Genomic DNA, 14,543 nt, shown 5'->3' on the forward strand with positions numbered 1-14,543 from the left:
CTCCTTCTCATCTCGCGAATCGGTGCGGCTCCCCGGCGGACGGAGCACTCAGGCGCGGGTCTCGCCCGAGTCGGACAGGAGCATCTGATCGAGCATCCGGGGCTGCCAGTTGTAGTAGGACTGGACCTTGTAGTTCTCCTCGCCGGTCGACGACACCCCCGCGTAGTACACGAACCTGCTGTCGGCGGCGTTGTTCGGCAGCCCCTTGAGGAACTGCTCGATCTCCGGTTCGAGCGGGACGGGAAGGGACGACGAGTCCGACGCCATCACGGCGAAACAGAAGCGCTCCACCGCCGAGGACTCCCAGCCCAGGCTGGCGTAGATGCCGAACGCCTGCCGGCCGAGCCGGAGCATCTGCTCACCCGGATCCGGCAGGCCGAGCTCCCGGGTCATCGACAGGACACCCGCCGGTTCGAGGCACTCGTCGGGCAGCCCGCCGAAGTACACGTTCACCGTGCGGTGCCGGTAGTCGATGCCGAACGTGTTCACCTTGTCGCCGAGGCCGCGCCGGGCGAAGAGGTCGACGTTGTCGGCCAGGCTCCGGGGCATCGAGGGCAGTTCGGCGAGGGTGGACAGCGACTGCATGCCGTCCGGCGGGAAGAAGAGGTAGATCTTCTTGAAACCGCCGGCCACCCCGAAGTCGATCCCGTAGCTGGCGATCGGGCAGCGCTCGCTGATCTCGGCCAGCAGCGTGCCGACCGGGTGGTCCGTCTTCTCGGTGAGCCCGTTCGACAGCGCCACCGCGTACGGGTCGACGTCGCTGCCCACGGTGAAGCGCCAGTCCAGGTCGCCCCGGTAGCGCGCTCCGGTGGCCACCCGGAGCGCGATGACGGCCTTCGGCAGGGAGTCGGCGTACGCGCTCAGGATGGGCCAGACCCGCTCCCGCGAACAGGGCACCTCCAACAGTCGCGCCGACTCCTCGATGGCGGAATAGAGTTGTGCCGACTCGGCAGGCTCGGACATTCATCCTCCAGGTGTCCAGATCAGCGCCTCCGCGGGCGGGCCGACCCGTCGGCGGCGCAGGCGTGGGTGGGGGTGCTCGCTAGCGGGCGAGGACCACCGTGGTGGGCGACGGGGTGGAGTGGAACGTGACGTCCTCGAAGCCGGCCTTGACCAGCCAGTCCCGGTAGTCGGAGCGCCGCCAGGTCCCGCCGTGCTTGCTCTTGAGCAGCATCTCCCCGGCGAAGATCAACGCGAAGGACGGGCCGCTCCGGTCGTCGTCGACGACGTAGTCACAGACGACCAGCGTGCCGCCCGGCTTGAGGGCGGCGCGCACCTTCGCGAAGAGGGCGGTGTTGTCGTCCGGCCCCTCCTGGTGGGCCACGTGGGAGTACACCACGACGTCGTACGCGGCGGTTGCCACCTCGGTGTGGTGGAAGTCGCCGTCGACGCAGGTGAACCTGTCGGCCACGCCCCGCTCGGCGACCAGCCGGCGGGCGATCGCGTTGATCGGTCCCCAGTCGAGCTGGGTGGACCGGGCGGCCGGGTTCAGCCCGAGCCAGGCGGCCGAGAAGATCCCCGAGCCGCCACCCAGGTCCAGGATCGAGATCTCCCCGGCGTCCGCCAGCCCCAGCAGGTCGGCGACGATCGCCGTGACCGGGGTGGACTGGGCGGCGATGGCCGTGACCACCTTCTCCCAGTGGGGATTGTCGGCGACCTCCACCGTCGCGTTCCTGATCGGGCCGCCCGCGCGGACCACCTCCGACAGGTCCGCCAGGCTGCCCATGTGGGTCATCTTGAGCTTGGCGAACTCGCTCAGGCTGGTGGGTCGCCCCTCGACCAGGTAGGTGCTCGACTCGGCGGTGTTGCGGTAGCGGCCGTCGTGCAGCTCGACCAGGCCGAGGCCGAGCAGCCCGTCGAGGAGGGTCTGCGCGCCCCGCTCGGAGATGTCGGCCCGGACCGCCAGCTCGGCCGCGGTGCCCGCGCCGGCCTCCAGATGGGTGAAGATCGCGTGGCCCGCCGCCGCGCCGAGGATGCCGGTGGCCCAGTAGCCGTTGGCGATGTGCATGATGCGGTCGGGGGTGGGTTGCCGGGTGTCCATGCTGGTCACGCGGTCTTCGTCGCGAACATGATGAACCGCTTCGGGATGGCGTCCGGCGGGATGTCGGCGGGGTTCTTGCCGACCACCCGGGTCAGCTCGAACCCGGACTCCTCCAGCCAGCTCCGGTACGTCGACACCTTCTGCAACCCGCCCTGGGCGGTGGCGCAGCCGAGCAGGAAGGTCGGGAAGAAGTCGATCTGGGAGTCGTCGGGGTCGGTGATGTCCTCGGGGTAGACCGGGGCCAGGATGACGAGCTGACCGCCCACCTCCAGCGCCCCGTTGGCACTCTTGAGGATCTTGAGGACGTCGTCCTTGTCGTACATGTCGAGGTAGTGCTTGATCAGCACCAGGTCGAAGCCCGCCGGGACGTCGGTGAAGACGTCGCCGCCGACGAACGAGCAGTGCTCCTCGACGCCGTGCTCCCGGAAGTTGCGCAGCGACTCCGCTTCCTTCTCGGGCGCGTCGAAGTTCGTCACGTGCAGCCCCGGTGACGCCTTCATCCGGTAGGTCATGATCGACCCGAGGCCGTTCCCGCCGAGCAGGTCGAGCACCCGCGAGCCGGCCGGGATGTCGAGGTTCTGGAAGAACCAGCCGTAGACGTTGCCGGTCTCCAGCTGCGCCAGCCGGCCCCACGAGTCGCGGATGTCCTCGTGCACGGCCGCCGCGTCGAAGAGCGTGCCGTCGAAGTCGTAGAACTTCTTGAGCCCGACCAGGCTGCCGCTCCGCACGCTCTCGGTCAGGTAGAACATCTGCCGGAGCATGGCCACCTTGATCATGCCCATGAAGGCGAGCGCCCGTTCGAGGTCGGCCTCGGCGACGCCGCCCAGCGCGGCCAGCGAGTAGGCGCCGGAGCCCTCGTCGTACGCGACGAAGCCCTCCTTCACCAGCAACTGCAACAACTGCTCCACCGCATCCGGCTTCACCCCGACCGCATCACCGAGCTTGACCGCCGTCAGACCCGGATTGTCCCGCAGCCGGTCGACCAGACCGAGTTCGAAACAGGACAGCAGATTCATGAACCGCGTCGGTCCCACCATGTACTCGCGAAACCGGGCGAGAGTGGCTTCTGGCGTCATTGCGCTAGCTCCCTTCGGGTTGGTTCGGTCGGTCACGTCGACGTCGCCGACCGCACCGGCGGGCACCCCGGTCGGCGACGGCACCCGGTGGCGGGGCCGGTCGGCGGGGCCACCCGGGCGACGGGGGTCGGCCGGCACCCGGGCCGGTCAGGCGGTCTTCGTGGCGGACAGGATGGCCTGCACGGGGATGACGTCCGGCGGCACCTCGGCGGAGTCCTTGGTGACCGCCTTCGTGACCGTGAACCCGCACTCCTCCAGCCAGCTCCGGTACGTCGACAGCTTCTGCGGCCCGCCCTGACCCATCGTGCAGCCGAGGAAGAAGCTCGGGAAGAAGTCGACGTTGTAGTTGTCCGAGTCCGTGATGTCCTCGGGGTACACCGGCACCAGGATGTTGACCTGACCGCCGACGTTCAGCGACCGGTGCACCCCGGTGAGGATCCGGAACACCTCCTCCTTGTCGAACATGTCCAGGAAGTGCTTGATCAGCACCACGTCGAAGCCCCCGGGGATGCTCGCGAAGACGTCGCCGCCGACGAACGAGCAGTGCTCCTCGACGCCGTGCTCACGGAAGTTCCGCAGGCACTCCTCCTCCTTCTCGGGCAGGTCGAACGTCGTCACCCGCAGACCCGGCGAGGTCTTCATCCGATAGGTGTGGATCGCACCGAGGCCGGTGTTCCCGGCCAGGTCGAGCACCTGCGCACCGGCCGGGACGTCGATGTTCGCGAAGAACCAGGGATCGATGTTGGCGGTCACCCGGTTCATCAGCGTCAACCACGAGTCACGCAGGTCCTGGTGCTCGGCCACCGCGCCGTACAGGTTGCCGTCGAACCCGTACAGCTCCTTCAGCCCGACGACCTGGCCGGTCCGTACGCTCTCGGTGAGGTAGTAGACCTGCCGGAGCGCGACCACCTTGATCAGGTTCATGTAGGCGAGCGCCCGCCGCAGGTCGGCCTCGGCGACGTCGCCCAGCGCGGCCAGCGAGTAGGCGCCGGAGCCCTCGTCGTACGCGACGAAGCCCTCCTTCACCAGCAACTGCAACAACTGCTCCACCGCATCCGGCTTCACCCCGACCGCATCACCGAGCTTGACCGCCGTCAGACCCGGATTGTCCCGCAGCCGGTCGACCAGACCGAGTTCGAAACAGGACAGCAGATTCATGAACCGCGTCGGTCCCACCATGTACTCGCGAAACCGGGCGAGAGTGGCTTCTGGCGTCATGTACTGATCCCTTCGAGTTTGTTTCTGCTCCACGCGATGCGACAGGTGACACCGGCACCACCACGGGGTGCCCACCGACGTGCGACGGTCCAGCGGGGTGGACGCAGGCGGCCGGGGTCACCGGTCCGGTCTGGCGACGCCGGGTTCACGGCCGGGCGGCCGGCGGCCCACCGACGCCCACCGGGCACCACCCCGGACGCGCGTCCACGACGGCACCGGCGGGACCACCCCGCCCCGCCCGGGCAGGATCCGGAGATCCGCCTGCGGCCCGGCCCGGCCGGCGCGGACGGGTTCCGGCCGTGGACAGCCGGCCCGACGGGCACCCCGGCTGCGGCGCGACAGCGCCCCCGTCGATCGGTGACCAGCTATGGCCCGCCCTCCCGTACTCCGTATCCCGTCGAGCATCGGCCACCGGGCTTGGCCGGCACTGGCCGACGGGTTGGCGTTGGCTTGGCGGCCGTCCACCCGCCGGGGAGCCGCCGTCATGCCCCGGCCGCCTCGCCCGTCACCAACTCCACCGCAGGACCCTCTCCGGCGACGTCGAGCGGAGGATCCGCCTGGGCGCGGAGCTGCCGGACCCGGATCGCCAGGGCCGGCGGCAGGTCGGGCAACGCCAGCAGTTCGGTGACCGCCCGGTGACGCCGGTCGCGGTGGCCGGCCCCGTCGAGCGCCGACACCCGCAGCAGCAGGACCCGGGCCAACACCACGGGGTCGTCCACGAACCGGGCCAGCGTCAGCGCCTCGTCCGACAGGGCGACCCGGCGGGCCTGGTCACCGTCGGACGGGCAGGCCACGGCCAGGCAGGAGAGCAGCAGGGCACGCTGCGCCCGACCGGTCACCCGGGACAGCGCGCGCTCCAGCACCTCGACGAGCCGACGGCCGACCTCGCCGTCGGCGGCCTGACGCCAGAGCGGCTCGCCGAGCGCCGCCACCGCCGCGGCGGCCGGTCGGGAGGTGTCCACGCCGTCGTCCACCAGGGACTCCTCGATGGCCTGGAGGAACGCGGGCAGCCCGTCCTGCGGGTTGCCCGCGCGGTACAGACTGACGCCCAGGCCCAGCAGCAGGGGGTACCGGTCGGTGTCCTCCCGTTGGGCCAGGTCGGCGGCGGCCAGGGCCTGCCGCCAGAGGGCCGCGGCCTCCCCGAACGCCCCGCGCGCGTCGGCCGCCCGGGCCGCGGTGGCGGCGTGGGCGGCGGCGTGGGCGGCGGCGGAGGGATCGAGTTCGGCAGCCAGCAGCCAGTGCCGGGCGATCTCGGCCGTCCGGTCCGGGTCGCCCGCCCAGGCACAGGCGGCCGCCACTCCGATCCGTCGGTGCAGCCGGACCCGGCGCAGCCGGCCGGTCGTCTCGTAGAGCGCCTCGGCGGCCAGGGCGTGGGTGAACCGGAACCACCCCAGCCGCTGCTGGTCCTCGACGATCAGGCCCGCCGCGCCGGCGGTGTCCATGATCTCCAGTGCCGCCTCGATCTCGACCGAGGCCGCCTCGGCGACCACCTCGATGTCGAAGTGCCGACCGGCGACGGCGGCGACCGACAACACGTCCACCACCGGCTGCGGCAGGCAGGCGACCCGGCGGAGCACCACCTCGCGGACCGGCATCGGCACCGGCACCGTGTGCGGTTGGGCGAGCCGCTGTTCGGTGGTCAACAGCTTGATCAGCTCCCGCAGGAAGAACGGGTTGCCCTCGGTGCGCTGCCAGAGCGCCTCGGCGGTCGACACGCTGATCTCGTGGCGCAGGATGGCGCTCGCCAGCGACCGGGTCTCCCGGGTGGTCAGACCGTCGAGCGCTATCCGGGTCATCTCCGAGCGGGCCAGCGCGGCCAACGTGTCGGCCAGGGTCGCCGCCTCGCCGGACCGGTAGGAGACCGCGAGCAGGAGCCGGTTCGCCGGCACCGACTCGGCCAGGTGCGCCAGCAGCCGCAGCGAGCTGGGATCGGCCCGGTGCAGGTGGTCGAGGACGACCACCAGCGGTGCGGCCTGGGCCGCGTCCGTCAGGTAGTGGACGATCGCCTCGAACCGGCGCAGGGTGGCAGTGGCCACCTCGGTGCCGTCCACCATCTGCTGGAGGTCGCCGTTGAGCAGCTCGGCCACCGGCTCGGGCACGGGATGCTGCGGGAAGCAGGTGCCGGCCGCGCGCAGGATCTGCTCCCACAGCCACAGCGGTGGCGCGGTGACGTGCTCCGGGCAGCTGCCCCAGAGCACCGGCGCCCCGGCCAGCGTGGCGAACCGGCGGAGCAGGCTGGTCTTGCCGATGCCCGGTTCCCCGGAGACGGTCACCACCCGGCCCCGGGCGGCCGTCCCGGACATCGCCTCGAGCAGTTGGCGCAGGGCCACCTCCCGGCCGACGAAGACCTCGCCGTCCGCCGCCGGGGGCGGGGCCGGCGGCAGCGCTCCGGTCGTCCGCCCCCGCACCGTGGCGGCGGGCCGATCGGGTACGGCCTGCGCGGCGACCGGCGGGACCGGACGCCACTCCAGCGCGGGCACCTGGTTGAGGATCTCGCGTTCGAGATGCTGCAACGCCGGTCGCGGATCGATGCCCAGCTCCTCGGCCAACCGCCGCTGGATCGCCCGCAGCACCCCCAGGGCGTCGGCCTGCCGGCCCGCCCGGTACAACGCGAGGCTCAACAGCTCGCAGCCGTACTCCCGCAGCGGGTAGGCGTGCACGAAGGCGTCCAGTTCGGCGACCGCCACCTCGTGGGCGCCGACCGCCAGGAGCGCCGCGCAGCGCGCCTCGACCACCGACAATCGCAGCTCCTCCAGTCGGGCCACCTCCGGCACGACGCACGGCGCGTTGGCCACCTCCGCGTAGGCCTGGCCGCGCCAGAGCGCCAGCGCGACCTCGAACTCCCGCAGCGCCTGCTGCGCGTCACCCCGGTCCCACGCCTGCCAACCCGCCGTGGCGTGCCCGCTGAACCGCTGGACGTCGACGTCGATGACCCGCTTGTCCAGCAGGTAGCCGGGCGGGCAGGTGCGCAGCACGGTGGCCGGCGTCCGGGGCGCCCGGTCGGGCTCCAGCACCCGGCGCAGGTTGGCCACGTACGCCTGGAGTGAGGCCATCGCCGACGGGGGCGGGTGCTCCGCCCACAACGCCTCCAGGATCACCTCGACCGCCACCGGCTGACCGGCCCGACTCACCAGCAACGCCAGCAACGCGCGCTGCTTGGGTGCGCCCAGGTCGACCAGCCGCCCCGCCACCACCGCTTCCAGCGGCCCCAGGGCGCGGAACTCCGCCAGCACGCGGCCGGCCCCCCGGGCCTTCGCGGCCTGCGCCTCGGCCCACCGCAGGGAGTCCGACGCGGTACGACTCGAAGCCCCGGCGACTGCTACGTTGATCATGCGGCGACACTTCCGGCGCACACAACGGAAGAACTGTAACGACAGACGTCCAGTACGATGGTCCCGGCTGTTATATGGTCCCGCCTGCCCGCTTCGTGGGCCTGGGCCGCAGGCCGCATGACGTGCCCCTTCCCCGTGGCTACCAAGGCTGCGCTCATGTTGCCGGGCGAAACGCTACCGCCGACCGGAGGTGGTGGCAATAAAGAACCGCGACCCCGACAATCGATGCAGGTCGTCGACGGTATCGCCGCCCGGCGTCCCGCGAAGCGGACACCCGTTCACATCACCAAAAGACGCTCGGCGATGTTTTAGCCGGGTCGACACTGCCGGGTTCCCACTGCCCGGCGGATGATCCGCCGCCACTTCGGCGCATCCTTATCGGCGGTCGCGCACTATCGGCCCGGTGGCCTCCGTGCCGTCTGACGCATTTCCGACGGTCGTTTTCCGGAGCGGGCGAACGGAACAGCTGGCAGCATTCGGGCGAAGCCGGCCACCACCTCGGCGTCAGCACCGACCGGCACCACGCCGGTGCGGCACGACGGTCCCACCGCCTCGGCCGTCCGGTCGTCACCACCGACGGCGGTCGCCGTCGGGCGGGAACGACGGTCACCGACCGCGACCCGCACGGGACGACGCTTCGCGCCGTCAGCAGGGCGGCGAGCACCGCCGACTCCACCGCCCCCCCGGTTCGGCGCTCGCGGTCGCCGAACCGAACCGGCGCTCAACCCATCTTCCGTCACCGCGCTTGCCGGCGACTTGGTGTCAACTTGGCGCTGACTTGAGGGTGGCTTCTTTTCGGTCCAGCGCCGTACGCGCCAGCCAGTCAAATCGACAGGCAGCGATAGTTGTATCGCTATTGTTTCCTGGTCGAAGGTGACCGCCACGACCACCGGAAGAAGGTGCGGGAACAGGTCCCGGCGTTGTCGGCAACTTCAATGGAAGCCTCTTGACACCCCTGGCCAGGCTCACGGAGACTGCTGGCAACAGGCGACGGTACGCAGTTCCGTCGACCGTGCAGATCGAGAGCACGGCGACGACGCGTCACCTCCATTCCCCGCTTCTCACGACCAGCGGTCCGGTCGACACCCACGGCGAGATCGCGGGCGTAAATGTGTCGACAACAGATACGTGGACACCGGGCAGAAAAGCGAGACGCACCAGACCACTGGTCGCCGATCACCGACACCGGCTGGAGACCCGTTCATGCGCCAGGCAGAAAAGACGCCCGAGGGTGGCCGCCACCACGGCGGCGGAAGGGTCGTGCTCGCCGAACCACGGAGCTTCTGTGCCGGGGTGCGCCGGGCCATCGAGATCGTCGACGAGGCCCTCCGTCGGTACCCGCCACCGGTCTACGTGCGGAAGCAGATCGTGCACAACCACTACGTGGTCCGCGACTTCGAACGGCGCGGCGTGGTGTTCGTGGACTCCGAGGACGAGGTGCCCACCGGCGCCGTCTGCGTCTTCTCCGCCCACGGGGTGTCCCCGACGGTCCGTGAACGTGCCGCCGACCGGCACCTGGACGTCATCGACGCGACCTGCCCACTGGTGGCCAAGGTGCACCAGCAGACCCGCCGCTACGCCCGCGACGAGCGCACCATCCTGCTCATCGGGCACGCCGACCACGAGGAGGTGGAGGGCACCTACGGCGAGGCCCCCGACCGCACCATCGTGGTAGCCGACGTCGCGGACGTGGCCCGGCTGGAGCTGCCCCGCGACGAACCGGTGGCCTACCTGACCCAGACCACCCTCTCGCTCGACGAGACCGCCGAGGTCATCGCCGCGCTCGAGGAACGCTTCGACGACCTCCAGGGGCCGGGCAGCGACGACATCTGCTACGCCAGCCAGAACCGGCAGAACGCGGTCAAGCAGATCGCCGCGGTCGCCGACGTCGTGCTGGTCGTCGGCTCGACCAACTCCAGCAACTCGGTACGGATGGTGGAGGTCGCCGCCCGGACCGGCACCCCGGCCCACCTGCTGCCCGACGTCACCCACCTGGACCCCGGCTGGCTGGACGGCGCCCGGTCGGTCGGGCTCAGCTCCGGCGCCAGCGTGCCCGAACTCCTCGTCGAGCAGGTGGTCGACCGGCTGGCCGGGCTCGGCTTCGACGAGATCGAGGTCGTCCGCACCGCGACCGAGAACATCACCTTCTCCCTCCCCGGCAGCCTCGCGACGCCGCGCGGGAGCACCGGCGCCGGGCCGAGCGCACCCGGTGGGCGGGGATGAACCGGCTGGCCGCCGGGTCGGGCCAAGAGCCTGCCAAGCCGCCGCCAAGCCGCCGGACAGTCCTGGTCAAGCAGGGTGCTCGATGCTTGGCGACACAGGCGCATCCAGCAGCGGGAAGAGGGCGCTACATCGATCCACACCGTCGGTCCACCGGCGTGGGTGACCGGCTCCCCGGTCGCCGGGCGACCCGCCGACCGGACGACTTCGCCAGGTCACCCGGCAGGGCGACCCGAGCCGACCGGCTCCGCACCGGCCGGTGCGCCCGCGACGCGCGCGACACAGGTCCCTCGCACGCACCGGCACGAAACCACGGCTCACACAGCCGTCAGGAATCCCCGAGGAGGCGGTTCAGATGAAGGGCTCCGTGATCCACAGCTCGATCCGGAAGGACGGTCTGCACCTTGGTCTCGTGCCGCAGCTGGCCGCGGCCAGGAACGCGTCCACACTGCTCACCCTCGACCACGACCTGGACGTCCTCCCGGACGCCGGCCGGCGGCTGACGGTCGCCCAGATCGCCGGTCACGTGGACGACCTGGCGGGTCGGCTGTGGGCGGCCGGGGTACGACCGGGCGAGCACGTCGCGATCTACAAGAGCGCCAACTTCGACGTCTGGGTGCTGGCGTCCGCCACGTCGCGGATCGGCGCGGTGCCGGTGCTGCTCTCGCCCGCCCTGGACGCCGCGACCATCGGCGCCCTCCTCGGCCGGCTGGAGCAGCCGAACCTGCTCACCGACGACCGCAAGCTCGACGAGCTGGCCGACGTGCCGCTCGCCGACCTCACCCGCCGGGTGCTCACCGTCGCCGGTGGCCGCCCCGGTGCGGTGTCGCTCGCCGACCTCGCCGGGGCCCCGAGGGTCGAGCCGGTGTCCCGGCAGTTCGACGAAGCCGCGATGATCACCCACACCTCCGGGACCACCGGGCTGCCCAAGCTCGTCGTGCACACGCCGGAGACCATGGGCGCCCGACTCACGCCGCAGTGGCGGCTGCTGTCGCTGATGCGCAAGCGGGAGACCGTCGCCATCCACATCTCCTTCGTGCACTCGCGGATGTTCGCGGCGATGGCGTTGGCGTTGTTCTTCGAGATGCCCGTACTGCTGATGCGGGAGTCCGATCCGGAACGGGTCGCCGAGCTGTTCCTGGAGAACCGGCCGGGGTTCATCGAGGTGCTGCCGAACTCGTTGATGGAGTGGGAGCGACTCACCGAGGACCGGCGGAAGCCGTTCGCCTCGATCAAGTACTTCAGCACGACGTTCGACGCGATCCACCCCAGGACCATGAGCCGGCTGCTGCGCTCCTCCGAGCGGCGCGGCGCGCTGTTCTTCCAGATCTACGGTCAGAGCGAGGTCGGCCCGGCCGTCGGTCGGCCGTACTTCCGCAACTCCGCCCACCGGGCGAACGGCCGCTGCGTCGGGTGGGCGATGCCGGGCTGCGCCCGGATCCGGGTGGTCAGCCGGGACGGCAAGCGGCCGTCGGAGACGAACCCCGGCTACATCGAGGTGGCCTGGCCCGGCCTGGCGAAGACCTACTTCGCCGAGCAGGACCGGTACGACACCAACCGGACCGACGAGTGGTGGCGGACCGGGGACGTCGGTTACCGGACCAAGCTCGGCTGCCTGCACATGTTCGACCGGGAGGTCGACATGATCCCCGGGCTGCGCAGCGCCCTGGAGGTCGAGGACGTCATGCTCGGCGCCCTCGACGAGCTGACCGAGCTGGTCGTGGTGCCGGGGCCGAACTCCGAGCCGGTCCCGGTCATCTGCACCGAGGACGACCGGCCGCTGGACCTGGACCGCTGGCGCTCCGCCGCCGCCAGGTTCCCGCAGCTGGCCGAACCGATCCAGCTCCCCCAGGCCGAGCTGCCCCGGACCGGCACCCTGAAGGTCCAGCGGATCGCGCTGGCGCACCGGCTCCAGGGCGAACTCGAGAAGCGGAGCTGACCACCACCAAGCCCACCGGCGGCGGCGGACCGGACCGTCGACGCCGCCGACCGGTCCCCGTCAGGTCGCCGGCCTGCCGGGGGCCACGGACCCGGATCGGTAAACCCACGACGTCGCTTCGATTGACCGGGAGAAGATGTTGACCGCGCTTGCTGAATTCGAAACGGCACGGGCCAGGCTGGTCGCCCACCCCCTCTACGCGCAGATCACCACCGAGGACCGGCTGCGGGTCTTCATGAAGCACCACGTCTTCGCGGTGTGGGACTTCTTCAGCCTGCTCAAGCGGCTACAGACCGAGGTGACCTCGGTGAGCCTGCCCTGGCGGCCCCGGGGGCACGCCGACCACGGCCGGTTCATCATGGAGATCGTCCTGGCCGAGGAGACCGACGAGGACATCGACGGGGGTTACATCAGCCACTTCGAGCTGTACCGGCGGGCGATGGAGGAGATCGGCGCCGACACCGGACCGATCGACGCGTTCCTCGCCGCACTCGACAACGGGGTCGGCCCGATGGCGGCGCTCAAGGACGACCGGATCCCGTCGAGCGTCCGCGCCTTCGTCGGCCACACCCTCGACGTGGCGATGAACGGCGCGCCCCACGAGGTGGCGTCCTCGTTCTGCCACGGCCGGGAGAACCTGCTGCCCGACGTCTTCTCGGCGGTCCGCGCCAACGTCGACGAGGTGCTCGCCAACGCGCCGGTCTTCCGGCACTACCTGGACCGGCACATCGCCCTCGACCACGACGAGCACGGGCCGCTGGCACTGCGCCTGCTGGCCGCGCTCTGTGCCGGCGACCCGCAGCGCGAGGCCGAGGCCACGGCCGTCAGCGTCGCGGCGATCACGGCGCGCATCGGCCTCTGGGACGGCGTGCTCGCGGAGTTCGACGCCGTTCGTTGATCGATCACGCCCCCGCCGGTCGCGCCCGCGTGCGGCCGGCGGGGAACCGGGACCTGGGTGCCCGGCTGGCGCGACCGGGCCAGCGCACGGCGACCCTCGAACATCGATAGAAGTGGATTCCAGAGATGCCTACATTGTGCAAGCCGTCGGTGGGTGTACCGGAACATGTCGTCACCATGGAAGAGACTCTGGACTTCGCCAGGACGCTCCACGCCGGTAAGGAGCAGCTCCCGCTCGCACTCCGGCTGATCGAGAACACCGGGGTCCGGAAGAGACACATCGTCCAGCCGATCGAGCAGGCGCTGCGCCACCCCGGCTTCGAGGAGCGCAACCGGATCTACGAGGTCGAGTCGAAGAAGCGCTGCCCGGAGGTCATCGAACAGGCCCTGGCCAACGCCGGGGTGGCCGCCCGCGACATCGACGCGATCATCTACGTGTCGTGCACCGGGTTCCTGATGCCCTCGCTGACCGCCTGGCTGATCAACACGATGGGTTTCCGGTCGGACACCCGGCAGATCCCGATCGCGCAGCTCGGCTGCGCGGCCGGCGGGGCGGCGATCAACCGGGCGCACGACTTCTGCACGGCGTACCCCGGGGGCAACGTCCTGATCGTCTCCTGCGAACTCTGCTCGCTGTGCTACCAGCCGGACGACGACGGTGTCGGCTCCCTGCTGTCGGACGGGCTGTTCGGCGACGCGGTGGCGGCGGCCGTGGTCCGCGGCCGGGGCGGCGTCGGCATCGCGCTGGAGCGCAACGCCTCGTACCTGATCCCGAACACCGAGGACTGGATCTCCTACGCCGTCCGGGCCACCGGATTCCACTTCCAACTGGACCGCCGGGTGCCGGGCACGATGGAACCGCTCGCCCCGGTACTGCGCCAGTTCACCAGCGACCACGGCTGGGACGTCGGCAAGCTCGACTTCTACCTCATCCACGCCGGTGGTCCCCGGATCCTCGACGACCTCGCCAAGTTCCTCGACGTCGACCGGGAGATGTTCCGGCACAGCTGGGCGACCCTCACCGAGTACGGCAACATCGCCAGCGCGGTCGTCCTCGACGCGGCCCGCCGGCTCTTCGACGAGGAGCCGCCGCAGCCCGGCGCCAGCGGGATCGTCGCGGGCTTCGGCCCCGGCATCACCGCCGAGATGGCGGTGGGCAGCTGGAGCGACGACCCGCTCGGGGTGCTCGACCTGACCCGCGACGACGCTTCGATTCCGCACCGCGACCCGGAACTGGTCTAGGGGAAAGGGAACCCACCGCATGAGCGGCCTCATTGTCCCACCCGGCGAGGGACGCAAACTGGTCACCAAGGCACAGGAGGTCACCTTCAAGGTGACCGCGGCGCACGGCTCGGCCGCGTCGATCTTCGAGGTGGTCGTGCCGCCCGGCTTCGACGTCGGGGCACACACCCACCACCACGCGCAGGAGTTCTTCTACGTCCTCGACGGGAAGCTCGACCTGCTGGCGTTCGAGCCCACCACCCGCACCGGGGACGGCTGGCAGGACTGGGAGTCGGCCGCAGGGGACCGGGTGGTGACCGCACAGGCGGGCAGCTGCATGTTCGTCCCGGCCGGGTGCCCGCACGCGTTCCGGAACTCCACCGACGAGCCGGCCCGGATGCTGTTCCAGAGCTACCCGTCCCCCGACCACGAGAACTACTTCGAGGAGATCGTCGAGATCTTCTCCGCAGGTGGGCCCGTCGATCCCGACGCCGTACAGGAGCTCCGCGACCGTTACGACGTCCACCAGATCACGCCCCTGCGCTACGGGCTACCGGCCCTGCTCGGCTCCAACGGAAATCCGGCGTAGTGGGGGTGAA

General features: G+C 70.8%; 10 protein-coding genes. 5 read left to right on the forward strand and 5 right to left on the reverse strand.

Translation table 11 applies throughout. The annotated features are described in order from the left end of the window. Window positions 1-48: 48 nt before the first annotated feature. The 5 genes from O7625_RS06475 to O7625_RS06495 form a co-directional block, all read right to left on the reverse strand. Window positions 49-963 carry an aromatic prenyltransferase gene (locus O7625_RS06475; protein WP_067309254.1) on the reverse strand — a complete coding sequence of 305 codons (915 nt, stop codon included), beginning with the start codon at window positions 961-963 and terminating at the stop codon, window positions 49-51. Between the two features lie 79 nt (window positions 964-1,042). Beyond that, window positions 1,043-2,041, reverse strand: coding sequence for a class I SAM-dependent methyltransferase (locus O7625_RS06480; protein WP_282346825.1), 999 nt, complete (start codon window positions 2,039-2,041; stop codon window positions 1,043-1,045). A gap of 5 nt (window positions 2,042-2,046) precedes the next feature. Then, window positions 2,047-3,057 carry a methyltransferase gene (locus O7625_RS06485; protein WP_282345038.1) on the reverse strand — a complete coding sequence of 337 codons (1,011 nt, stop codon included), beginning with the start codon at window positions 3,055-3,057 and terminating at the stop codon, window positions 2,047-2,049. A gap of 207 nt (window positions 3,058-3,264) precedes the next feature. Next, entirely contained in the window at window positions 3,265-4,335 is a 1,071-nt protein-coding gene (locus tag O7625_RS06490; RefSeq protein ID WP_282345039.1) for a methyltransferase, read from the reverse strand. Between the two features lie 482 nt (window positions 4,336-4,817). Beyond that, window positions 4,818-7,667 (reverse strand): AfsR/SARP family transcriptional regulator, encoded by a 2,850-nt coding sequence (locus O7625_RS06495; RefSeq protein ID WP_282345040.1) that lies wholly within the window; start codon window positions 7,665-7,667, stop codon window positions 4,818-4,820. Between the two features lie 1,203 nt (window positions 7,668-8,870). On the opposite strand from O7625_RS06495, the gene O7625_RS06500 reads away from it, so the two are divergent. From O7625_RS06500 to O7625_RS06520, 5 genes are all read left to right on the forward strand, one after another. After that, the gene (locus tag O7625_RS06500; protein ID WP_282345041.1) at window positions 8,871-9,890 is read left to right on the forward strand and encodes a 4-hydroxy-3-methylbut-2-enyl diphosphate reductase; all 1,020 of its coding nucleotides are present in this window, start codon (window positions 8,871-8,873) and stop codon (window positions 9,888-9,890) included. Window positions 9,891-10,242: 352 nt separating this feature from the next. Further along, entirely contained in the window at window positions 10,243-11,826 is a 1,584-nt protein-coding gene (locus O7625_RS06505) for an AMP-binding protein (RefSeq protein ID WP_282345042.1), read from the forward strand. 136 nt (window positions 11,827-11,962) lie between these two features. Further along, window positions 11,963-12,724, forward strand: a complete 762-nt coding sequence (locus O7625_RS06510; protein ID WP_282345043.1) for a DUF3050 domain-containing protein — start codon at window positions 11,963-11,965, stop codon at window positions 12,722-12,724. A gap of 125 nt (window positions 12,725-12,849) precedes the next feature. Next, the gene (locus O7625_RS06515; protein WP_084261148.1) at window positions 12,850-13,965 is read left to right on the forward strand and encodes a type III polyketide synthase; all 1,116 of its coding nucleotides are present in this window, start codon (window positions 12,850-12,852) and stop codon (window positions 13,963-13,965) included. A gap of 19 nt (window positions 13,966-13,984) precedes the next feature. Beyond that, the gene (locus O7625_RS06520; protein ID WP_282345044.1) at window positions 13,985-14,533 is read left to right on the forward strand and encodes a cupin domain-containing protein; all 549 of its coding nucleotides are present in this window, start codon (window positions 13,985-13,987) and stop codon (window positions 14,531-14,533) included. Window positions 14,534-14,543 lie beyond the last annotated feature (10 nt).

The sequence above is a fragment of the Micromonospora sp. WMMD714 genome, assembly GCF_029581315.1.
Classification (GTDB): domain Bacteria; phylum Actinomycetota; class Actinomycetes; order Mycobacteriales; family Micromonosporaceae; genus Micromonospora; species Micromonospora rifamycinica.

Excerpts from the sequence above, each read along its gene's own strand:
- O7625_RS06475 (WP_067309254.1), bottom strand. The coding sequence starts at position 963 with ATGTCCGAGCCTGCCGAGTCGGCACAACTCTATTCCGCCATCGAGGAG.
- O7625_RS06480 (WP_282346825.1), bottom strand. The coding sequence starts at position 2,041 with ATGGACACCCGGCAACCCACCCCCGACCGCATCATGCACATCGCCAAC.
- O7625_RS06485 (WP_282345038.1), bottom strand. The coding sequence starts at position 3,057 with ATGAATCTGCTGTCCTGTTTCGAACTCGGTCTGGTCGACCGGCTGCGG.
- O7625_RS06490 (WP_282345039.1), bottom strand. The coding sequence starts at position 4,335 with ATGACGCCAGAAGCCACTCTCGCCCGGTTTCGCGAGTACATGGTGGGA.
- O7625_RS06495 (WP_282345040.1), bottom strand. The coding sequence starts at position 7,667 with ATGATCAACGTAGCAGTCGCCGGGGCTTCGAGTCGTACCGCGTCGGAC.
- O7625_RS06500 (WP_282345041.1), top strand. The coding sequence starts at position 8,871 with ATGCGCCAGGCAGAAAAGACGCCCGAGGGTGGCCGCCACCACGGCGGC.
- O7625_RS06505 (WP_282345042.1), top strand. The coding sequence starts at position 10,243 with ATGAAGGGCTCCGTGATCCACAGCTCGATCCGGAAGGACGGTCTGCAC.
- O7625_RS06510 (WP_282345043.1), top strand. The coding sequence starts at position 11,963 with ATGTTGACCGCGCTTGCTGAATTCGAAACGGCACGGGCCAGGCTGGTC.
- O7625_RS06515 (WP_084261148.1), top strand. The coding sequence starts at position 12,850 with ATGCCTACATTGTGCAAGCCGTCGGTGGGTGTACCGGAACATGTCGTC.
- O7625_RS06520 (WP_282345044.1), top strand. The coding sequence starts at position 13,985 with ATGAGCGGCCTCATTGTCCCACCCGGCGAGGGACGCAAACTGGTCACC.